Annotated in this window: 20 protein-coding genes; 14 read left to right on the forward strand and 6 right to left on the reverse strand. The window is 55.9% G+C overall.

Going from position 1 to position 20,422, the window contains the following annotated elements:
• Positions 1-2 precede the first annotated feature (2 nt).
• The 7 genes from LF95_RS12135 to LF95_RS12165 all read left to right on the forward strand — a co-directional run bounded on the left by LF95_RS12135 (position 3) and on the right by LF95_RS12165 (position 6,807).
• Positions 3-902, forward strand: coding sequence for an efflux RND transporter periplasmic adaptor subunit (locus LF95_RS12135; protein ID WP_073955379.1), 900 nt, complete (start codon positions 3-5; stop codon positions 900-902).
• 271 nt (positions 903-1,173) lie between these two features.
• Positions 1,174-2,055 carry an HpcH/HpaI aldolase/citrate lyase family protein gene (locus tag LF95_RS12140; RefSeq protein WP_073955380.1) on the forward strand — a complete coding sequence of 294 codons (882 nt, stop codon included), beginning with the start codon at positions 1,174-1,176 and terminating at the stop codon, positions 2,053-2,055.
• Between the two features lie 50 nt (positions 2,056-2,105).
• The gene (locus tag LF95_RS12145) at positions 2,106-3,164 is read left to right on the forward strand and encodes a MaoC family dehydratase (protein WP_073955381.1); all 1,059 of its coding nucleotides are present in this window, start codon (positions 2,106-2,108) and stop codon (positions 3,162-3,164) included.
• A 244-nt stretch (positions 3,165-3,408) separates the two neighbouring features.
• Complete coding sequence (sdhC, locus tag LF95_RS12150; RefSeq protein ID WP_073955382.1) at positions 3,409-3,789, forward strand: succinate dehydrogenase, cytochrome b556 subunit; 381 nt, start codon at positions 3,409-3,411, stop codon at positions 3,787-3,789.
• A gap of 26 nt (positions 3,790-3,815) precedes the next feature.
• Positions 3,816-4,199, forward strand: a complete 384-nt coding sequence (gene sdhD / locus LF95_RS12155; RefSeq protein WP_073956230.1) for a succinate dehydrogenase, hydrophobic membrane anchor protein — start codon at positions 3,816-3,818, stop codon at positions 4,197-4,199.
• 3 nt (positions 4,200-4,202) lie between these two features.
• Positions 4,203-5,999: a succinate dehydrogenase flavoprotein subunit gene (gene sdhA / locus LF95_RS12160; protein WP_073955383.1), complete on the forward strand. Its 1,797-nt coding sequence runs from the start codon at positions 4,203-4,205 to the stop codon at positions 5,997-5,999.
• A 25-nt stretch (positions 6,000-6,024) separates the two neighbouring features.
• Positions 6,025-6,807 (forward strand): succinate dehydrogenase iron-sulfur subunit, encoded by a 783-nt coding sequence (locus LF95_RS12165; protein ID WP_073955384.1) that lies wholly within the window; start codon positions 6,025-6,027, stop codon positions 6,805-6,807.
• 112 nt (positions 6,808-6,919) lie between these two features.
• Here LF95_RS12165 and LF95_RS12170 read toward each other — a convergent pair whose 3' ends face one another.
• Both LF95_RS12170 and LF95_RS22960 read right to left on the reverse strand, forming a co-directional pair.
• Complete coding sequence (locus LF95_RS12170) at positions 6,920-7,471, reverse strand: NADPH-dependent FMN reductase (protein WP_073955385.1); 552 nt, start codon at positions 7,469-7,471, stop codon at positions 6,920-6,922.
• A 12-nt stretch (positions 7,472-7,483) separates the two neighbouring features.
• The gene (locus LF95_RS22960) at positions 7,484-7,963 is read right to left on the reverse strand and encodes a hypothetical protein (protein ID WP_168173697.1); all 480 of its coding nucleotides are present in this window, start codon (positions 7,961-7,963) and stop codon (positions 7,484-7,486) included.
• On the opposite strand from LF95_RS22960, the gene LF95_RS12175 reads away from it, so the two are divergent.
• The 3 genes from LF95_RS12175 (at position 7,956) to LF95_RS12185 (ending at position 11,312) form a co-directional block, all read left to right on the forward strand.
• Positions 7,956-9,749 carry a DUF4153 domain-containing protein gene (locus LF95_RS12175; RefSeq protein ID WP_073955386.1) on the forward strand — a complete coding sequence of 598 codons (1,794 nt, stop codon included), beginning with the start codon at positions 7,956-7,958 and terminating at the stop codon, positions 9,747-9,749. The two genes, LF95_RS22960 and LF95_RS12175, sit on opposite strands and share 8 nt — an antisense overlap.
• An 87-nt stretch (positions 9,750-9,836) precedes the next feature.
• Positions 9,837-10,604 carry a tetratricopeptide repeat protein gene (locus LF95_RS12180; protein WP_073955387.1) on the forward strand — a complete coding sequence of 256 codons (768 nt, stop codon included), beginning with the start codon at positions 9,837-9,839 and terminating at the stop codon, positions 10,602-10,604.
• Positions 10,605-10,640: 36 nt separating this feature from the next.
• On the forward strand, positions 10,641-11,312 hold the full coding sequence (locus tag LF95_RS12185; protein ID WP_073955388.1) for an HAD family hydrolase: 672 nt from the start codon (positions 10,641-10,643) through the stop codon (positions 11,310-11,312).
• Between the two features lie 16 nt (positions 11,313-11,328).
• Here the strand turns inward: LF95_RS12185 and LF95_RS12190 are convergent, their stop codons facing one another.
• The 4 genes from LF95_RS12190 to puuE all read right to left on the reverse strand — a co-directional run bounded on the left by LF95_RS12190 (position 11,329) and on the right by puuE (position 14,507).
• Positions 11,329-11,859 (reverse strand): ureidoglycolate lyase, encoded by a 531-nt coding sequence (locus tag LF95_RS12190; RefSeq protein WP_073955389.1) that lies wholly within the window; start codon positions 11,857-11,859, stop codon positions 11,329-11,331.
• 31 nt (positions 11,860-11,890) lie between these two features.
• Positions 11,891-12,910, reverse strand: a complete 1,020-nt coding sequence (alc, locus tag LF95_RS12195) for an allantoicase (RefSeq protein ID WP_073955390.1) — start codon at positions 12,908-12,910, stop codon at positions 11,891-11,893.
• Between the two features lie 35 nt (positions 12,911-12,945).
• Positions 12,946-13,503: a 2-oxo-4-hydroxy-4-carboxy-5-ureidoimidazoline decarboxylase gene (uraD, locus tag LF95_RS12200; RefSeq protein ID WP_073955391.1), complete on the reverse strand. Its 558-nt coding sequence runs from the start codon at positions 13,501-13,503 to the stop codon at positions 12,946-12,948.
• A gap of 89 nt (positions 13,504-13,592) precedes the next feature.
• A complete protein-coding gene (puuE, locus tag LF95_RS12205; protein WP_073956231.1) occupies positions 13,593-14,507 on the reverse strand; it encodes an allantoinase PuuE in 915 nt (304 codons plus the stop codon).
• A gap of 414 nt (positions 14,508-14,921) precedes the next feature.
• On the opposite strand from puuE, the gene uraH reads away from it, so the two are divergent.
• From uraH to xdhC, 4 genes are read left to right on the forward strand one after another with little or no spacing between them, the layout of a single operon-like run.
• A complete protein-coding gene (gene uraH, locus LF95_RS12210) occupies positions 14,922-15,275 on the forward strand; it encodes a hydroxyisourate hydrolase (protein ID WP_073955392.1) in 354 nt (117 codons plus the stop codon).
• 15 nt (positions 15,276-15,290) lie between these two features.
• Positions 15,291-16,769 carry a xanthine dehydrogenase small subunit gene (gene xdhA / locus LF95_RS12215; RefSeq protein ID WP_073956232.1) on the forward strand — a complete coding sequence of 493 codons (1,479 nt, stop codon included), beginning with the start codon at positions 15,291-15,293 and terminating at the stop codon, positions 16,767-16,769.
• Positions 16,762-19,200 (forward strand): xanthine dehydrogenase molybdopterin binding subunit, encoded by a 2,439-nt coding sequence (gene xdhB, locus LF95_RS12220; RefSeq protein ID WP_083607665.1) that lies wholly within the window; start codon positions 16,762-16,764, stop codon positions 19,198-19,200. The genes xdhA and xdhB overlap by 8 nt, the downstream gene beginning before the upstream one ends.
• 5 nt (positions 19,201-19,205) lie before the next feature.
• Positions 19,206-20,315, forward strand: coding sequence for a xanthine dehydrogenase accessory protein XdhC (gene xdhC, locus LF95_RS12225; protein WP_073955393.1), 1,110 nt, complete (start codon positions 19,206-19,208; stop codon positions 20,313-20,315).
• Positions 20,316-20,422 lie beyond the last annotated feature (107 nt).

Consider the following 20,422-nt stretch of genomic DNA (forward strand, 5'->3'; position numbering starts at 1 on the left):
TTATGAAAAAATGGTTTTCCCGTGCCGGTCGGTTTCTGCTGTCCGGTGTTGTGGTTGTGGCAGCAATTATCGCCGGTATGCAATTGTGGGATTATTACATGAATGATCCCTGGACCCGTGATGGCCGCATCAGTGCCGATGTGGTGGCAATTGCGCCCGATGTTTCCGGCCTGGTCAGCAAGGTTTATGTTTCCGACAACCAGACGGTCAAAGCCGGTGATCCCCTGTTTGAAATTGACACCGCCCGCTTTAAGGTGGCGCAAGATCAGGCACAGGCCCAGTTAGACAGCGCGCTTGCCAGTGAAAAGCAGGCTGAACGCGAAGTCCATCGTTATCAAAACCTTAGCAGCGATGCCGTTTCGCGCCAGAAAAAGGAACAGGTGGAAACCGCCCTTGCCACGGCAAAGGCCAAGGTGGCCCTGGCGCAGTCCGACCTTGATCTGGCAAAGCTTAACCTGGATCGTGCCCGTGTTGTTGCGCCGGTGGATGGCACCCTGACCAACTTTTCCCTGCGCCCAGGCAATTATGTTGGGGCAGGCAAGGCCATTGCCGCATTGATTGATGGCAGTTCCTATTATGTGGCGGGGTACTTTGAAGAAACCAAATTGCCCCGCATCACCGTGGGAGATCGGGTCGAGGTTAAACTGATGGGCGAGCAAAATCCGATTTACGGCCATGTCGCAAGCATTGCTGCCGGGATTCAGGACAGCGAACGCAGTGGGGCCAATGGCAATCTTGCCAATGTCAAACCGACTTTTAGCTGGGTGCGCCTCGCCCAGCGTGTTCCGGTCCGCATCAGCCTGGATGACGTGCCGCAAAATGTACGTTTAGTCGCCGGGCGCAGCGCAACCGTGCGCGTGATGGATGCCGCAGCCAGCAGTCCGGTTTATAATTTGTTTTGATGTTTATGAAGATGGCGGCCTGGCAAAATGCGGGGCCGCCATTAATCTTTTTGGCCGCATATCCGGGTTTTGATACCAGCTATTGTCGCCCGGATGATGGCGGCAAGTTTTGGTTGCTGCGATGTTTCATCCTGTATTGGCATAAATGCAGCTTTTGGGTTTTGTAAATGGCGGGGTAATGAAATTTCCGCTTGCTGCATTGCGACATATTTTGGTAATTTTACGAAAGAAAATTTCACCGTTTTAAACTAAAATTACAATGAGGCTTGTCATGGCAGTTCCCGCGCGTCCACGCCGGTCGGTTCTGTATATGCCGGGGTCCAATGCCCGGGCGCTGGAAAAGGGGCGTTCATTGCCCGCCGACGGCCTTATTCTTGATATCGAGGACGCCGTTGCCCCCGACTCCAAGGTAACGGCACGCGAACAGATTGTGGCCGCCCTTGATGAAGGCGGCTATGGCCCGCGGGAAATTCAGGTGCGGGTCAATGGCCTGAATACCCCGTGGGGCTATGACGATGTGGTGGCGGTTGCCAAAAGCCGCGCCGATGCCATTTTGCTGCCCAAGGTCGAAAGCCCGGAAACCATTCGTCAGGTTGCCGCCATCATGCAGGCCGAAGGGGCGCATGAGGGTATGCGCATCTGGTGCATGATGGAAACGCCGCTTGCCATGCTTAATGCGCGCGATATTGCCGGGGCGCATCCGCTGTTGGGCGGTTTTGTGATGGGCACATCGGATTTGGCAAAGGACCTTAACTGCGCCCATACCCGCGACCGTCTGCCCATGATCACCAGTTTGGGCCTGTGTATGCTGGCGGCGCGTGCCTTTGACCTTGCCATTCTGGATGGGGTGCATCTGGACCTGTCGGACGAGGATGGCTTTGCCCATGCCTGCCAACAGGGCCGCGAACTGGGCTTTGATGGCAAAACCCTGATTCATCCCAAAACCATCGAGGCAGCCAACCAGGCCTTTGCCCCGGCGGAAAGCGAAATTGCCTGGGCGCGTAAAATCATTGCCGCACACGAAGAGGCAGCGGCTAAGGGGCAGGGCGTTGTTGTGGTGGATGGCAAGCTGATTGAAAACCTGCATGTGGTCACCGCCCGGCGGCTGGTTGCCCTGGCTGAGCGCATTGCCGCGATGTCGGTGCAAGACTGACCATTGCGTATTTTATGCCCGCAGATGGGTCGGAAACAGGGGGACAGGCCATGACATCCAAAAACAATCCCGGCCATTATTTCGAGGATTTCCACCTGGGGCAGGAATTGCGCCATGCCACCCCGCGCACGATCACGGCGGGGGATGTGTCGCTTTATACCGCCCTTTATGGTCCGCGTTTTGCCGTGCAATCCTCGGCCGAATTTGCCCGGGCGATCGGGTTTCGCGATGCTCCGGTGGATGACCTTCTGGTTTTTCATATGGTGTTTGGCAAAACCGTGCCCGATGTGTCGCTGAATGCGGTGGCGAATCTTGGCTATGCCGGTGGCGTATTTGGGGTTCCGGTTTATACGGGCGACACGGTTGCCACCGTATCACGGGTGATTGGCCTTAAGGAAAACTCTAACGGTAAAACCGGGGTGGTTTACGTCAATTCGGTCGGGCGGAACCAGCATGGTGAAATGGTGGTGGATTATAACCGCTGGGTCATGGTCCACAAAAAGAACCCCGATGCTCCTGCGCCCGAAATCCACCTGCCCGATTTGCCTTCTGTTGTGGACCCCCGTGCCCTTCAGGTGCCAGTTGGGCTGGATCTGGCGCGGTATGACTGTGATTTGGCCGGTTCGCCGCATTTCTGGGATGATTATGAAATTGGCGAAAAGATCGATCATGTCGATGGTATGACGATAGAGGAAGCGGAGCATCAACTGGCAACCCGACTTTATCAAAACACTGCCAAGGTCCATTTTGACCAAGTCAATGCCAATCGGGGGCGGTTTGGCAAGCGGCTGATTTATGGGGGGCATGTCATGTCGCTGGCGCGCGCACTGTCCTTTAACGGGTTGGGCAATGCCTTTAAAATTCTGGCGATCAATGCCGGTAGCCACGCCAACCCCGCCTTTGCCGGAAATACTGTTTTTGCCTGGTCGGAAATTCTGGATAAATTTGCCATTCCGGGGCGCGATGATGTCGGGGCATTACGGGTCCGGCTGGTTGCCATGCGGGATCGCGAGGCGGCCGATTTTGCCCTGCGCGATGATACCGGAAAATATGACTCCGCCGTGCTTTTGGATTTTGATCATATTATATTGATCCCCAAACGGCGTTGAAACGTAGAAAGTTCAAAAAAGCGCACCCGAAGCTTTTTGGGTGCGTTACAGCATGATATATCTCCGACTAAGGGGGATATTGCCTTGGGTTTAACTATATGAAACAAGTCTAAAACACCGGCAGAAATGGCGTTAATTCGCAGATTTCTTTGGTTTTCAAAGGCGTTGAGATTGACTTACCCCCATCGCGTGGGTAAATAATCCCTGCTTTCCCGCCAGCTATTTGAGAAGAGGCAATTCCGTTATGAGCAAAGCCAATCGGCCGCTGTCTCCCCACCTTCAGGTGTATAGGCTCCCGCTGACGGCCAAAATGTCCATTTCGTTCCGCATCATGGGCATTGGCCTTGCCATTGGTTTCGTATTCCTGACGTCGTGGCTTATCGCCGCTGGCGATGGCCGGAATACGTTCGAGGGCTATCAGGCATTTTTCACCTCGTGGTTTGGTTTGTTGTTGCTGTTCGGTTGGACAGTGGCGTTTTTCTATCACGCCTGCAACGGTCTCCGGCATCTTGTCTGGGATACCGGTCGCGGCCTGACGAAAGAAGGGGCGGCACAGTCGAACCCGATCGTTCTTGGCGCGGCAGTCGTGCTGACCATCATCACCTGGATTATCGGTCTGGTTTGATCCAGGCAAATGGGGACAAGGTTGTTATGAAGATGCAATCCGATCTGGGCCGTGTGCGCGGCCTTGGTTCCGCCAAAAGCGGCTCTTCGCACTGGTGGGCGCAGCGCGTCACCGCTGCGGCCAATCTGCCGCTGGGACTGTGGTTTATTTATTCGATCCTTGCAGGGCATACCGCATCCTTTGATGCCGTTCATGCCTGGTTAAGCAGCTATTTCCACGCAACCATGATGATCCTGCTGGTCATTTCGGTTGCCTGGCATTTCGTTCTCGGCCTGCAAGTTGTGATCGAAGATTATGTGCATAACCGTAAAGCAGAAATCGTTTCGCTGCTGCTGATTCGTGCGCTCACGGTTTTTATGACCGTTGCCGCGATTATTTCGGTGCTGCGAATCGTTTTTGCCGGAGCCTGAGCAATGACAGAATCCTATAAAATTATCGACCATAACTACGATGTTGTCGTTATGGGTGCCGGTGGCGCGGGTCTTCGCGCAACGCTCGGCACGGTCGAAGCCGGTCTGAAGACCGCCTGTATCACCAAGGTTTTCCCGACCCGTTCGCACACCGTTGCCGCCCAGGGCGGTATTGGTGCATCCCTTGGTAACATGTCCGAGGACCATTGGCAGTGGCATATGTATGACACCGTCAAGGGGTCCGACTGGCTGGGTGACCAGGACGCGATTGAATATATGTGCCGTAACGCCGTTCCGGCGGTTCATGAACTTGAACATTACGGTATGCCGTTCTCGCGTACTGCCGAAGGTAAAATTTACCAGCGCCCGTTTGGCGGCCATACCCGTGACCACGGCAAGGCCCCGGTCGAACGTGCCTGTGCCGCAGCTGACCGTACCGGTCATGCCATGCTGCACACGCTGTATCAGCAGTGCCTGAAGCACAAGGCCGAATTCTTTGTTGAATATATCGCCATTGATTTGATCATGGATGATGACGGTACCTGCCGTGGCCTGGTGGCCTGGGATCTTGATACCGGCATCATGCACCGCTTTAACGCCAAGATGACCATTTTGGCATCGGGTGGTTATGGCCGTGCGTTCTTTAGCTGCACCTCGGCCCATACCTGCACCGGTGACGGTCATGGCATGGTGGCTCGTGCGGGGCTTGGTCTTCAGGACATGGAATTTGTTCAGTTCCACCCGACCGGCATTTATGGTTCGGGCTGCCTGATTACCGAAGGCGCACGCGGTGAAGGGGGGTATCTTACCAACTCCGAAGGCGAACGTTTCATGGAACGTTATGCCCCGACCGTGAAAGACCTGGCATCGCGTGACGTTGTGTCGCGTGGTATGGCCCAGGAAATTCGTGATGGTCGTGGTGTTGGTGAACATGGCGAATATATCCATCTGCATCTTGAGCATCTGGGCTCGGAAGTCCTGTGGGAACGCCTGCCGGGCATTACCGAAACGGCCAAGATTTTTGCCGGTGTGGATGCGACCAAGGAACCGATCCCGGTCCTGCCGACGGTCCATTACAATATGGGCGGCATTCCGACCAACTATAAGGGCGAAGTCCTTAACCCGACAGCCGATGACCCCAACCGGATCGTACCGGGCCTGATGGCTGCTGGCGAAGCGGCCTGTGTGTCGGTTCATGGTGCCAACCGTCTGGGTACGAACTCGCTGCTCGATCTGGTTGTGTTTGGTCGTGCCTGTGGCATGCACGCCGCCGAGGTTGTTGATCCGAAATCGTCGTTCAAGGAACTCAAGGCTTCCGATGGCCAGACGGCGCTGGATCGTTTCGACCGTTTGCGTTGGGCCAAGGGTGCCCGTCCGACGGCTGAAATCCGCCTGGAAATGCAAAAGGTCATGCAGGCCAATTGTGGTGTGTTCCGTACTGCTGAAATCCTGGGTGAAGGCGTTGAAAAACTCGCCAAAACCGCAGCAACCCTGTCAGATGTTTCCGTGTCTGACCGTTCGCTGATCTGGAACTCCGATCTGGTGGAAACGATGGAGCTGGAAAACCTGATGGTTTGTGCCGCCTCCACCATGAATTCTGCCGATGCACGCCATGAATCGCGCGGCGCACACGCCCACGAGGATTATCCCAAGCGTGACGACGAAGTCTGGATGAAGCACACCATTGCCAAAGTTGCCTGGGACAACAACTATGGCGTTGACCTCACCTATCGCCCGGTCAACAACTTCACCCTGACCGATGAAGTTGAATATATCGAGCCGAAGGAACGCGTATATTAAGGCGCGGAGAGAGAGGATTTGAGAGATGGCTGAATTCAAACTTCCCGCCAATTCGGTCGTGCAGGACGGTAAATCGTTTTCTGCACCGGCGAACGCGAAAAATACCCGGAAATTCCAGATCTATCGTTATGACCCGGATTCCGGTGATAATCCGCGCACCGATACCTATGAACTTGACCTTGATGCCTGCGGCCCGATGGTTCTGGACGCGCTGATCAAGATCAAGAATGAAATCGACGCAACCCTGACCTTCCGCCGTTCCTGCCGCGAGGGGATCTGTGGGTCGTGTGCGATGAATATCGATGGCCGCAACACCCTTGCTTGTCTGAAACCGATCGAAGACATTAACGGTGATGTGAAGATCTATCCGTTGCCGCATATGCCGGTGGTTAAGGATCTGGTGCCGGACCTGTCACAGCCCTATGCCCAGCTGGCTTCAATCGAGCCCTGGCTTAAGGCCGATAGCCCGACGCCGCCCGATGGGGAACGTCTGCAGTCGCGTGAAGAGCGCGCCAAACTGGACGGCTTGTGGGAATGTATTTTGTGCTTCTCCTGCTCGACCGCGTGCCCGTCTTATTGGTGGAATTCGGACCGTTACCTCGGCCCGGCTGTTCTGCTCCAGGCCTATCGCTGGCTGGCAGACTCGCGTGACGAATATACCGGCGAACGTCTTGACGCGCTGGAAGATCCGTTCCGCCTGTATCGTTGCCATACGATCATGAACTGCACCAATACTTGCCCGAAGGGCCTGAACCCGGCGCTGGCGATTACCGAAATCAAGAAGATGATTGCGGAACGCGGCGCCTGATCAATCGGCCCGCGTACCATACAGTCATTCTGTGCACAGAAGCCGCCGGAATTTCCCGGCGGCTTCTTTGTGTTTTGCAGTGTGTTTCAGGGAATTTCCGGCTTTGCCTCGTTCAGACCGCCAGTTTTTCGGCAGTATTCAGGAAATTGTCGAGATAGCTCTGCAGGAAGGCTTTGGTATCCTCGATGGCAATGCTGCCATCATCGCCAATCAACTCGGCTTTGAAGGCGATATAGGCTTCACCGCCCATTACCAGCGCACCAAGAATGCCCATGACCTGGCGCAAATGCTGCTGGGCAACTGCTGTGCCGATGGCACCGGGCGACGTGCCGGTCATCGCGATTGCCTTGCCTTTCCAGACATTTTTATCCGCCGGTTTTGAACCCCAGTCGATGGCGTTTTTCAAAACTGCGGTGATGGAACGGTTATGTTCGGGTGTGACCATCAGGACGGCATCACAGGCGGCAACCTCGCGGGTAAAGCGGTTGACCACATCGGGGCGGTTGCCCTCATGGTCCTGGTTATATATCGGCAGATCATCAATTTTGATCATGTGGGTATCCGCACGATCGCCGATCAGCTCAATCATGGCGCGCGCCAGTTTCTGATTGATTGACCCGGTGCGATTGCTGCCAACAATAACGGCCAGTTTCAATTTTGCCATTGGGAACTCCTTTCAAAATGCCTTGTAAAAAGGGACTGGATGTTCAGCCTCGGCGTTGTTTACTGGCAGTAAGCGCCAATGCGCGGGCAAAAGACAAACGACAAGGGGCCAAGGGTCGGGGTAGGGGGCCAGTGACCAAAGTGTTTGGCTTTCCGCCCGTCGCCGATAAGCTGATGAAAATCGTTTCCCTGATAACAACAGGGCGGGCCGTTTGTTCCTCAAACCTGGTAAAAGCCCGCCAGTTGGCAAACGTCGATATATTATGGCTTTGAAATCAATCTCTCTTTTATTTTTAGCCAGTTGTTCCATAAACTGCTGATAATCACCTTTGGTTGCAACCTGGCCTTGAAAACTTCGCAATCCCGTGGCCGAGTGTGTTTCGCATAAAACGCAAAAAATGGCGCTGTGCAGTTGGTCCCGGAAAATCCGGCATGGCAGGCTGATCGCCCAAAGGAAAAACAAAATAAATGGATATGGATGCACGATGAGCAAATTTTGGTGGCTGTTCCCGTTAAGTGGCGGATTGTACGGGGTGGCAGCATGGTATTTGTTTGATCAGTTTGATGAACAAAGCCTGTTTGTCGCGCCACTGGCAATGTTTGTGGCGGCAAGTGCCTATGGTTGCTGGTTTGCCCTAACGTATGGCCGGTTATCTGCCGCCCTTGCCTTTACCGGGCTGGTCGCGGTACTGGCGGCGGGGCAGGTTGCCGTTTTTCAGCATATTGTCGGTTTTGATTATCTGGACGATATGGTTGTATTTGGCTTTTTCGTAAGCCAGATCGCTTGGGTGGGTTTGCTGGTGGCGTTGTGGCGGGCGCGTTATGATGCAACCGATCATGAAAAGACGGGGGCGGCAGTAGCTGATGCAGCGCGTGGTCCGATTTGGCATGTGCCCTATCGGGCGATTGGTCCGGCGATTTGGGATGTCAAATTGTCGCTGGCCTTTGGCCTGGTGTCGATTGGCGTGTTCTGGATTATGGCCTATGTGCTGGGCACGCTGTTTAATGTAGTCGGCTTTACCGCCTTTATGGATTTTCTGCAATCCGCACTGGGCGGCTCCATGCTGACGGGGGCGGCCTTTGCCACGGGCATCATGCTGACACGGGAAAAACCGGCACTTTTAAAGGCAGTCCGTCAGGTATTGGGAACATTGTACCGTTTCTTTTATCCGCTACAGGCGGCGGGCGTTTTTTTGTTTCTGTTGCTGGGCGCGCTTGGCGGTTGGGAACAGCTTTTGGGCCGGGACACCAGCATTAGTATGGTGGTGCTCGCTGCGGCCTTGTGGATCAGTTATTTGCTGTTTGGCGCGGTGCAATCGGGTGCGACAACCACGTTGTTTGGTCGCTGGGGCGATGTTGTTTTTCGCTACAGCCTGTGGATGGCACCGGTTTGTGCGCTGGCCGCCCTGGGCTGTATCTGGTTGCGGGTGGAAGATTATTGGTTAACCCCGCTGCGTCTTTATGCCACCTGGCTTGGCCTTTATGTTTTGGGGGCGACCGTTTGGATCATGCGGGCGGGCATGATACGCGGTGATGGCATGATCTCGCGTGTGCAGCGCGCCTTTGGCCAGGTTGCGGTGGGGGGCATTGTTGTGGCCTTTGTCATGCACCTGCCCTGGCTGGACCCTGTCAGTATTTCCGCTGCCAGCCAGCAAACCCGGCTGGGATTGTTAAATGATATGCCAAAGGCCGATTTGGCCTTCATGGCCCGACAATTGGGCAAACCGGGCGAAGAGGCCCTGACAACCCTGCGCACAGAAAACCCCGATCGCGTGCCCGATATTGAGGAATTGCGCAATTATTACCCCGCCTATGAAGATGTTCAGACACCTTCATTTGAAGAAATTCCGGTATTTCCGCAAAATCACCCTTTTTCCGACGATGATTTGCGCAATCTGATTGATCATAACTTGCAATATGACCGGATGTTCTGCCAAAGCGACAAAGAGCATTCCAATCATCCGGATGATCCGGATCATCCCGGTCAGGGCAATAAATGCGCCCTGTTGCTGGTTGATTTGGATGGGGATGGGCAAAGCGAGGCGGTGTTTTTCTCGTTGCGCAATTATGCGCCGGTTTTCCGCTTCCGTCCGGCCCGGCATGACTGGATAAAACTGCATGATATGTACCGCGAAACAGGCCGCGATGATGCCGCGATGGACGCGGCCACGTTGGCGGGGAATATGCTGGAAGCCCTTCAAAAGGGCGCATTTTCGCCGGAAAAACCGGTTTATTCGGACCTTTCCGTTGGCGGTGCGCGCTGGCAACAATCGCGTTAATGCAATGCGGGGTGTTTTTGCTATGATTGGCAGGCACCCCGTATTTCGGAGCGCAAAGCAAGACGACAAGTAAGGAGAGACCGCACCATGCCGATCCGTTTCCGATATATGATGGCTGGTATCGCCCTTTTCGGGCTGGCCGCCTGCGGGGAGACATCGCCCAAATGGGAACCCCAGGATATGATGGGCGGCCCGGCAGAGCAGAAAAACCTGAATGACACATATGCCCGCATGGTGGATTTCAAGGCAATGGCGACCGATGATACTGGCAAGCCTTTTTATGCCGGTCCCAGTGCCACGGTGGTGGGGGCGGGGCAATTGGCCCTTGCCATGTGCCAGAATGCCGGGGGTCCCAATTGCCGCGTTGCCCGTTTGGGTTTGACCTCGATCGAGGGCCTGGATCAGCAGGCGGTCAGCGATGTGATCAAATCCTATAATGACACGTTAACCGCCGAAGCCACCCAGGCGGCCCGGGCGGGCAATATCGAGGCGGCCAATTGGCTGGCCTATCATTATGCTACCAAGGGCGAAAATCTGGGTGAAGCCGAACGGCTGATCAAACTGGCGCTTAAGGTGCAGCCCGATAATCCGTCCATTCAGGATACCTATGGTCTGATCCTGTATAAAAAGGGCGATTATGCAGCGGCGGAGGAAGCCCTGATCCAGGCCAACAAGGCCGCCCCGATTGCCGAGCATCTGGCCCATTTTGCCGATAACGCCCTGGCAATGGGCAAGCGCGATATGGCCCGTGTGGCCTATCAACGGGCGCTTGATGCCAACCCGGACCCGGTTTTATCCCAGCGCATTCAAAAACAGTTGCTGGCAATTGATATGGCGGGTGGTATTCGCAAGTAAAGGCAAAGGGCTGTATGGCGCTTTGGGGATGTTGGCGTGATTGATTGTATTATTTTTGATTGCGACGGCGTTCTGATCGACAGTGAAATTCTGTCATTCGCCGTCGATCAGCAAATTCTGGCCGGGTATGGCATCAATTTACAGCCTGATGAAATTGCGCGTGATTTTGGCGGTATCAGCTATGGCGAGATGGTTTCTACCCTGAATGAACGCTTTGATATGGCACTTGATGCCGCGCACTATCAGCAGCAATGCGAAGATATTCTATACGATGTTTTCCGGCGCGAGCTTCGGGCCATCGACGGCATGGCAAATGTGCTGGAAAACTTGAGGGTGCCGGTTTGTGTGGCCTCGGGCAGTGATCTGGACCGGCTTGCCTTGTGCCTGGGCATAACGCAGCTTGAAAATTTCTTTAAAAACCGTGTTTTCTCCGCGCAACAGGTGGCAAAGGGCAAGCCTGCGCCGGATTTGTTTTTGTTTGCAGCCAAACAGATGGGCATAAGCCCGCATCATTGCCTGGTGATTGAAGACAGCCCGTCGGGTGTGGTTGCCGCCAATAGGGCAGGGATGCAGGCAGTGGGTTTTCTGGGCGGGCGTCATCGCCAGAATGCCGACCCCGCCCTATTGCATGATGCCGGGGCCTGCCATGTCGTTGCTTCTGGCGATGCGCTTTTATCCTGTTTGCGCGATATGGGCCTGGCGCGATAAACGGCCCGGCATGTGATCAGGCGATTTTCGCCATTTGCGCAGGCGGCCAGTCCAGGCTGATGGGCACACCATCAATGTCGCCCATATCCACTTCATTGAGGTTGTTGCCAGGGCCGGAGCGGTCAATGACCAGAAATTCGCTGTCGGGTTCCAGTACCAAAAGCGGATGGTGCCACACCCCCTTGTCATAGGTGATGCCCTGTTTGCCATTAGTGATAAAGGCCCGCAAATCGCCTGCCTTGGGCAGGTCGCTGGCCGGGGAGACAACGATTAAAAACCGTTGCCCCTGCATGGGGATAAAGGCCTGGGAGCCTAGCGGATGGCGCTCCATCATGGAAATGCGGATCGGCAGGGGGCGCGGATTGCCGCGAAAAATGCTGATGATCGGGCGTCCGCCATCCTCGCCGGTATCGATACCGGAAATATCGTGATAGCGGGTCGTTGTCCCCTGATTGATGCCAAAGGATTTGCGGGCTGTTTCCGTGCTGATGACATCACCAAATTCGGTGAAGGCTTCGGGTGTCAGCGGTTCGACAGTCAGTTTCATTTTAGCCCCCTTTTGCCAGCCAAACCCGTAATCAGGGTCTGGCAGGTTTGCCAAGAATGCGAATGCGGCTGATGCCGCCATCGGGTATTGAGTTAATGCGCAGGTGCGATATGGGTCCGCGTGCGGTTATGGCCGCCCCGCCAAATTCATGGATGCGGTCGGCCTGCATTTTCTGTTCGGGCAAAACGGTTTGCCAGAACATTGAGCGGGCGATGATGGATTTGTCCTTTTCGCCCTCGACATACGCCCCCTGAACCGAAACGCGGTCCGGGAAGTTGCCTTTGAAATGGCAGGTATCAATGATGATTTTATCAATCTCGCCGGGATGGCCCAGTTCAATAATCAGCCATTCATTGCCCGGTTCGCGCCGGCGGCTGGTTTCCCAGCCATCGCCCATATTCACCCCGCGCCCCGGGGCCAGCACCACATTGGGGTTGCCATAATGGGCATCCGACCAGGCAAGGGCGATGCCGCCATTGATCATGGCAGCCAGGTCCACCTGTTCGCCCTTGGCGGCCATTTCCGTCCAGTCGCGGTTGGGGCGGCCATATACCCGCAGACGGGCAATGCCGCCATCGGGGTAAATATGCAGGCGCACATGGGTATAATTCGCCTCGCTAGTGACATCGGCATAATGATGCGCGCTGGCCCCCAGCCCCTGCGGGGCGACAATTTCGGTCCAGGTGGTGGTGTCGTCCGGGTCGCCTTCGGGGCAGAAACAGCCTTCCAGCGAGGCCGCGGGCGGGAAATTGCCGGTGAAATGGCTGGTATCGATATCAACACCATAAATCCGGCCCGATGTTGCCAGGCGGACAATGGCGTAATCGTGGCCTTCCACCCGTTTGCGGCGGCTTTCCCAGCCATCCATCCATTTGCCGTTATCGTCGTATTTGTCGGGGTAAAAAATGGCCGGGGCCGATTGCAGCATGCGCTGTTTATCGGCAAAAAAATCGTCGGTGGCAAAAATGGCAACCGCGCCAAGCCGTTCATCGGCCAGATTGACAAATCGGCGGGTAAAATCCGGGGCGGTATCGCTGCTTGAATGGCTCATGGGTTTGCGTCCTGCTGATAATGTTTTGTGCCAGCTTACAGGGCCTGTAATCGCAAGAGGGCGATGCGGTGAACCTGTTGCAGGGCTTCGTTAAATTCGGTTTCGATATCGTTATTCACCCGGCGTTCAAAGGCGGCCAGAATGTCGCGACGATGATACCCCTTTACCGCAAAGATAAACGGGAAACCGAACTTGCCCTTATAGGCATCGTTCAGTTTGGAAAATCGCGCAAGTTCTTCCGCGCTGCATTGATCTAACCCGGCACCCTGCTGTTCGTTGCGTGACGATGTTGTTAAATCGGCCAGGGCCAGTTTACCGGCCAGGTCGGGGTGGGCGCGCAACAGGGCCAGTTTTTCGTCCCGTGTGGCGCGTTCAACCACCACCTGCATGGCCGATGCCAGGGTTTCCGGGGCATCCAGTGCGGGGCTGATGCCGCCTTCGGCCAGGCGTTCGGCAATCCAGGGCGAATGTTCATACACCCCGCCATATAAATTGACGAAAGACCTGGTCGCCAATGTGCTGGGCGGGTTGGTTGCAAAAAGCGAGCTTTGGTTGCCCGGCGTGCTGTCCGGGGAGGTGGTGTTGGGAGTCATATCCTGTAATCCTGTTCGTCAGGCCCGGGGAAGCGGTGTATCTGCCGTATTCACACCGGTGGCTTGTTCCGCGTTCTCATCCTGCGTTCTTACCCCGTATGGGGATGATGTTCGCGCCAGTGCCGGGCAATATCGATGCGCCGGGCAAACCATACGTCGTCATGGCTACGCACATAATCGACAAAGCGTTTTAACGCGGCAAAGCGTCCCGGACGGCCCACAAGGCGGCAATGCAACCCGACCGACAGCATTTTGGGAGTGTGCGCCCCTTCTTCATACAGGGTATCAAAGCTGTCTTTCAGGTACTGGTAATATTGCTCGCCGGAATTAAAGCCCTGCATGGCGGCAAAGCGCATGTCATTGACATCCAGCGTATAGGGCACAATAAGGTGCGGGGTTTGGGTCTGGGTGCTCCAGAACGGCAATTCATCGCTGTAATCATCGGCATCATACAGGAAACCGCCTTCTTCGGCGACCAGGCGGCGTGTATTGGGGCTGGTGCGGCCCGTATACCAGCCCAGCGGGCGTTCGCCGGTAATGTTTTTGATAATGTCGATGGCCTGGTGCAAATGGTCGCGTTCGACATTTTCCTCGATATATTGGTAATCAATCCAGCGCAGGCCGTGCGAGCAAATTTCGTGGCCGTCTTTCAGGGCGACTTCGGCCACCTTGGGCTGGCGCGAAAGCGCCATTGCCACGGCAAACAGCGTGATGGGGATTTCGCGTTCGCGAAACAGGTTCAATATCCGCCAGACCCCAACACGCGATCCATATTCATAGATCGATTCCATGCTCATATGGCGCACGCCCTGGCGCATGTCGGCACCGATCATTTCGGACAAAAAGGCTTCCGATGCCGCATCCCCGTGCAGGATGCAGTTTTCACCGCCTTCTTCGTAATTCAGCACAAACTGTACCGCGATACGGGCCTTGTTTGGCCAGTTGGCATGCGGCGGGTTCGCGCCATACCCGATCAGGTCGCGCGCATAGGGCGTGTTGGTCATCTTTGCCTCCAGACAGATCAATCCCGGTTTGGTTCGCCGGGTTATTTGGTGTAGCATTAACCATTGGCTGCGGTGCAGCAAGAGAATCTCGTGCGCGATATGCGGGAAATTTTCAAGGCGTTTTTGAAAATATGACCTGTCTGATAACGCGCAAAGACGCGGGTTTTCTGGCATTCATGGCTTTCGGGCGGTAGTCCTCTGATCCTTTTTCAAAGAATTGTTGATATAGTTTCACTTTATCGCCTCTTTTCTGAATGCCTGTTGCAGTGCGACCTTTTTAAAAAAATGACAAACAACCGGCCTTGGGCTTCAAAACAGTCACAAGACCGGATCAGAGAGGCCGGCGGGCAACCGCTCTAAAATTATATCGATAAAAACGAGAACCCTGGTTCAGTGATGCAAAGGAGGCCCGCCATGGGGCGCTTGACCACACATGTGCTTGATACGGCGCGCGGCTGCCCGGCGGGGGGCATTCGCATTGAACTGCACCGTTTTGATGGCGGCCATGATGACCGTGTCGCCCAGGCCATCACCAATGCCGATGGCCGCACCGATGCACCGTTGCTCGACGGTAAAACATTTCGTCCGGGCAAATACGAACTGGTCTTTCAGGCCGGGGATTATTTCGATGCTGCCGGTTACGATCTGCCCGATCCCAAATTCCTCGATCAGGTCGTGATCCGCTTTGGCATTGCCGATGCCGAGGCACATTATCATGTGCCGCTTTTGCTTTCGCCTTTTGGCTATTCCACCTATCGCGGCAGTTAAGAGACAATGACAAAGATGCGAAGCGACATCCGCTTTTTGCTGGGCAATGAAGAACGCCGGATCGAAAATATTGACCCGCAAACCACCGTTTTGAATTACCTGCGCCTAAGCGAACATAAATGCGGCACCAAGGAAGGCTGTGCCGAGGGCGATTGCGGGGCCTGCACCGTTGTGCTGGGCGAGGTGGATGAAACAGCCCCCGGTGCCATGCGCTATCGCACGGTCAATGCCTGCATTCAGTTTGTGCCAACCCTTGATGGCAAACAGTTGCTAACGGTCGAGCATCTGAAAGGCGCCGATGGCAGCCTGCATCCGGTTCAGCAGGCGATGGTCGATACACATGGGTCGCAATGCGGGTTTTGCACGCCCGGCTTTGTCATGAGCCTGTATAAAATCTGGCTGGATGGCGGCGAGGATGACCGCGGTGCCATCAATGATGCGCTGGCAGGAAATCTGTGCCGCTGCACCGGCTATGGCCCGATTATCGAGGCGGCGCGAACTTCCGGCGGGGCTACAATTGATGATGCTGTTGAACAATCACGCCGAAAGGATGTGGCGGACCGTTTGAAACGGCTGATGGCGGAAGGAGCCGGGCTGGAAATTGACCATCCGGGCGGGCGTTATTTCGCCCCGCGCAATAGCGATGAACTGGCGCAAATTTTGGTGACTCATCCCGATGCCGTTATTCTGGCGGGCGGGACGGATGTGGGCCTGTGGGTGACAAAACACCTGAAACGCCTGGACCCGATTGTGTATATCGGTGATGTGGCGGATTTGAAATATGTTGAATGGCACGCGGGCGATTTGCATATCGGTGCTGGTGCCACCTATAGCGCGGCGCATGACGCCTTGGGCGAGGTTGCTGCTGATTTAGGTGAGCTGGTGCGCCGTATTGGGTCGCGCCAGATCCGCAATGCCGGCACGGTGGGTGGCAACATTGCCAATGGCTCGCCGATTGGCGATACCCCGCCTGCGCTGATTGCGCTGGGTGCGCGGCTGGTTTTGCGCATGGGCGATGTGCGCCGCGAAATACCGCTGGAGGATTTTTTCATCACCTATGGCAAGCAGGACCGCGCCAAGGGCGAGTTTGTAGAAAAAATCATTGTGCCAAGGCCCGCAGGCGGTACTCAGTTCCGCGCCTGGAAAATTTCCAAACGGTTTGATCAGGATATTACCGCTGTTTTGGGGGCCTTTGTCCTTACGCTGGAAAACGGGTCGGTGGCCGATATTCGCATGGCCTTTGGCGGCATGGCAGGCACGCCGATGCGGGCCAAAAAATGCGAAGCCGCCCTTATTGGCCAGCCCTGGAACGAGGCTACCTTAAACACGGCCCGTCTGGCCCTGGCGGAGGATTTTAAACCCATGACGGATATGCGGGCCTCGGGGGAATATCGCATGCTGGTGGCGCAAAACCTGCTTGGCAAACTTTATATCGAAACCACACAGCCCGATGTGACCACCCGGCTGGTCGGAAAGGTGGCATCCAATGGCTGATCCGTGCGACATCACCATGCCTGAAATGACACTTAAAGGCGGTGTGCGCACCGCCATCAAGCATGATAGCGGCCCCAAACACGTGACCGGCGAAGCCGTTTATATCGACGATATTATCGAGCCTTACGGCACCCTGCATCTTGCCCCCGGTGCGGCAACTATTGCCCATGGCCGTATCACCAAACTGGACCTGTCAAAGGTGCGCTCGGCCCCCGGTGTTGTCTGTGTGTTAACTGCCGATGACATTCCCGGCACCAACGATATTTCACCGGCACATACCCATGACGAGCCGGTTTTGCCCGATGGCATTGTGCAGTTTTACGGCCAGCCGGTATTTTGCGTTGCTGCCGAAACCCGGGAACAGGCCCGTGCCGCAACCAAACTGGCCGAAATTGAATATGAGGAACTGCCTGCCATCCTGTCGATTGACGATGCGATGGTGCAAAAATCCTATGTTGCTGAACCGCATGTGATGAAACGGGGCGACAGTGCCGCTGCCCTCGCTCGCGCCCCGCATCGCCATGCCGCGCGGATGGTAATTGGCGGGCAGGACCATTTTTATCTCGAAGGGCATATATCCTTTGCCATCCCGCAGGAAGATGGTGACGTTTTCATTCATTGCTCCACCCAGCATCCCTCCGAAGTGCAGCACAATATCGCCAATGTTCTGGGCCGCCCGGCCAATGCGGTGACGGTGGAAGTGCGCCGCATGGGCGGGGGCTTTGGCGGCAAGGAAACACAATCTATGCAATGGGCCGCACTGGCATCCATTGTGGCGGTTAAAACCGGCCGCCCGGCCAAAATGCGCCTGGACCGCGATGATGATATGATCATGACCGGCAAGCGGCATGATTTTATTGTCGATTACGACATTGGTTTTGACGATACCGGGCGTATCTGTGGCGCAGATATTCAATATGCTGCCAATTGTGGTTTCAGCGCCGATTTGTCATCTGCGATTGCCGACCGTGCGATGTTCCATACCGATAATGCCTATTATCTGGGCGATGTCGAAATCCGCTCCTATCGCTGCAAAACCAATTTGGTCTCGAACACCGCCTTTCGCGGTTTTGGCGGCCCGCAGGGCATGGTGGCGATTGAACGGATTATCGATGAAATCGCCCTGACGCTGGGCCTGGACCCGCTTGATGTGCGCATTGCCAATTATTACGGTGGTGCCGGGCGCAATATCACCCCCTATCATATGACGGTGGAAGATAACGTTCTGCCGGAACTAACCCGCGATTTGCTGGCTAGCAGCGATTATCGGGCGCGCCGTGCCGAAATTGATGCCTTTAATGCGCAAAGTCCGGTGATTAAACGCGGCATTGCCGTAACGCCGGTCAAATTCGGTATTTCCTTTACCACTACGTTTCTTAACCAGGCCGGGGCCTTGGTGCATGTCTATCAGGATGGATCGGTGCATCTCAATCACGGCGGCACCGAAATGGGTCAGGGCCTGTTTGTCAAGGTTGCCCAGGTCGTGGCTGAGGAATTCCAGATCGATCTCGACAATATCAAAATTACCGCCACCAATACCGGCAAGGTGCCGAACACATCGGCGACGGCAGCATCGTCGGGGGCGGATATGAACGGCATGGCCGCGCGTAATGCGGCGCGCACCATCAAGGACCGGCTGGTGGCCTTTGCAAGCAGCCATTACGGGGTTGGTGAAAGCGCCATTCGCTTTGTGCCGGGTCGTGTCAAGGTCGGTGATGTTGCCGATCTCAGCTTTGCCGAATTGGTGAAAATGGCCTATTTCGCGCGCATTTCGCTGTCGGCAACGGGCTATTACGCCACACCGAAAATCCATTATGACCGCGCAACCGCATCGGGCCGGCCCTTTTATTATTTTGCCTATGGCATGGCGTGCAGCGAAGTCATGGTTGATACGCTGACGGGTGAAAACAAGGTTACTCGGGTAGATATTTTGCATGATGTGGGCCAGTCCCTGAACCCGGCGATTGACCGGGGGCAGGTGGAAGGCGGCTTTATTCAAGGCATGGGGTGGCTAACAACCGAGGAACTCTGGTGGGATGATCATGGGCGCATTCGCACCCATGCACCATCAACCTATAAAATCCCGGCCTGTTCGGACCGGCCTGATGATTTCCGGCTGGAGCTTTGGTCTTCGGGCCGTAATGTGGAGAAAACCATCCATCGGTCCAAGGCGGTGGGGGAACCGCCCCTGATGCTGGCAATTTCGGTGCATCGGGCCATTGCCCAAGCCGTGGCATCAGTCGCCGGGCATCAATTTGTGCCAGCCCTGAATACGCCCGCCACCCCCGAAGCCATTTTGCGGGCGGTGACGCGGTTAACGGAACAGGCGGCCACGTTGGCCGATGGCGGGGCGCATGACGCGAAAGAACTCGGCACAGCTGGTGCCGAGGCGAAAATGGCCGGGGTTGGTGCCCCGCAGACAGGGGTGTAACGTCCATGTCCGTTTTGTCCCCCCTCTCGCTGGATGCGCAATCATGGTCGGCTCTGCTTGCGGCGGGACAGCAGGATCAGCAGGATCAGCCCGTTGTCATGGTAACGGTGGCTGCCATTGCCGGGTCCACCCCGCGCGAGGCCGGGGCCTTTATGCTGGTCGGCAGGCATGAAACGGCGGGAACGGTTGGTGGCGGTAATCTGGAACATCAATTGGTGCGCCATGTGCGCAAAATGCTGGCCGAGGGCGGTACACCCGATGCCCATTTCATGCGCTATCCGCTGGGGCCCGCGTTGGGGCAATGTTGCGGTGGCGCGGTCGAGGTGGCGTTTCATGCTCTGGATGCGGGGCGCAAGCAGGCCTTGCATCGTGCATTAAAGGCCGTTCAATGCGGCACGGGCGATCCTGTTTGGATGATTCTGCCGGGTGATGATGCCCCAAATGCTTCCTTTGTGCCCCTGATCGGGCAGCCTGCACAGCAATTGGCGCAGGATTTTGGTGTGGTTAGGGGCGGATTTGTGGCGACTGCCGGTTTGGGTGCTTTGGGCGCTGCCGTTGCACCGGGGGCGTCGGGCAAGGCCGTTTTGGTGCGGCTGGATGACGGGGCAACGCCGCTTTGGCTTTTTGGGGCCGGGCATGTGGGGGCCGCGATTGCGCGCGCCCTTGAACCCTTGCCCTTTGCGCTGCATTGGGTGGATTCGCGTGCCGAATATATTGATATTCCGGCAAAACCGCGCCTGCATCCCATTCACAGCCCTGACCCGTGGGAAGAAATCGCCGATATGCCGCAAGGCGCGATGGCGCTGATTTTAACCCATTCCCATGCCGAAGATTTCGAGATTTGCCGCCACGCCCTGATGCGTCGTGATCTTTCCTTTGTTGGCATGATTGGCAGTGAAACCAAACGCGCACGGTTTATGGCCCGAATGCGCGAACGGGGGGTGCCCGATGCCGATTTATCGCGCCTGTGCTGCCCGATTGGCGTGCCCGGCATTACCGGCAAGCATCCGTCGGTGATTGCGGCATCGGTGGTGGCGCAACTGGTGGGCCTGCGCGAGCAGGGGCAGGCGCAACAGGCGGCCTCATCGACCGGTGCGGGTCGCGATATTGGCTAAACGATTTTAACTTCGGGGTTTTCTTGTGCCCCGGAAAAACCCAAACGGTGCGTTACCGGCTCTGCCCGGCAATAAAACCGGATCAAATAAAACCCGGATATCCGGGG

The sequence above is a fragment of the Thalassospira sp. TSL5-1 genome (genome assembly GCF_001907695.1).
Lineage (GTDB): Bacteria > Pseudomonadota > Alphaproteobacteria > Rhodospirillales > Thalassospiraceae > Thalassospira.

Coding starts and splice junctions, on each gene's coding strand:
- uraD (WP_073955391.1), bottom strand. CDS start 13,503: ATGACTCCCAACACCACCTCCCCGGACAGCACGCCGGGCAACCAAAGC.
- LF95_RS12135 (WP_073955379.1), top strand. CDS start 3: ATGAAAAAATGGTTTTCCCGTGCCGGTCGGTTTCTGCTGTCCGGTGTT.
- alc (WP_073955390.1), bottom strand. CDS start 12,910: ATGAGCCATTCAAGCAGCGATACCGCCCCGGATTTTACCCGCCGATTT.
- sdhC (WP_073955382.1), top strand. CDS start 3,409: ATGAGCAAAGCCAATCGGCCGCTGTCTCCCCACCTTCAGGTGTATAGG.
- LF95_RS12190 (WP_073955389.1), bottom strand. CDS start 11,859: ATGAAACTGACTGTCGAACCGCTGACACCCGAAGCCTTCACCGAATTT.
- uraH (WP_073955392.1), top strand. CDS start 14,922: ATGGGGCGCTTGACCACACATGTGCTTGATACGGCGCGCGGCTGCCCG.
- xdhB (WP_083607665.1), top strand. CDS start 16,762: ATGGCTGATCCGTGCGACATCACCATGCCTGAAATGACACTTAAAGGC.
- xdhC (WP_073955393.1), top strand. CDS start 19,206: ATGTCCGTTTTGTCCCCCCTCTCGCTGGATGCGCAATCATGGTCGGCT.
- LF95_RS12170 (WP_073955385.1), bottom strand. CDS start 7,471: ATGGCAAAATTGAAACTGGCCGTTATTGTTGGCAGCAATCGCACCGGG.
- xdhA (WP_073956232.1), top strand. CDS start 15,291: ATGCGAAGCGACATCCGCTTTTTGCTGGGCAATGAAGAACGCCGGATC.
- LF95_RS12175 (WP_073955386.1), top strand. CDS start 7,956: ATGAGCAAATTTTGGTGGCTGTTCCCGTTAAGTGGCGGATTGTACGGG.
- puuE (WP_073956231.1), bottom strand. CDS start 14,507: ATGACCAACACGCCCTATGCGCGCGACCTGATCGGGTATGGCGCGAAC.
- LF95_RS12165 (WP_073955384.1), top strand. CDS start 6,025: ATGGCTGAATTCAAACTTCCCGCCAATTCGGTCGTGCAGGACGGTAAA.
- sdhA (WP_073955383.1), top strand. CDS start 4,203: ATGACAGAATCCTATAAAATTATCGACCATAACTACGATGTTGTCGTT.
- LF95_RS12180 (WP_073955387.1), top strand. CDS start 9,837: ATGCCGATCCGTTTCCGATATATGATGGCTGGTATCGCCCTTTTCGGG.
- sdhD (WP_073956230.1), top strand. CDS start 3,816: ATGAAGATGCAATCCGATCTGGGCCGTGTGCGCGGCCTTGGTTCCGCC.
- LF95_RS12145 (WP_073955381.1), top strand. CDS start 2,106: ATGACATCCAAAAACAATCCCGGCCATTATTTCGAGGATTTCCACCTG.
- LF95_RS12140 (WP_073955380.1), top strand. CDS start 1,174: ATGGCAGTTCCCGCGCGTCCACGCCGGTCGGTTCTGTATATGCCGGGG.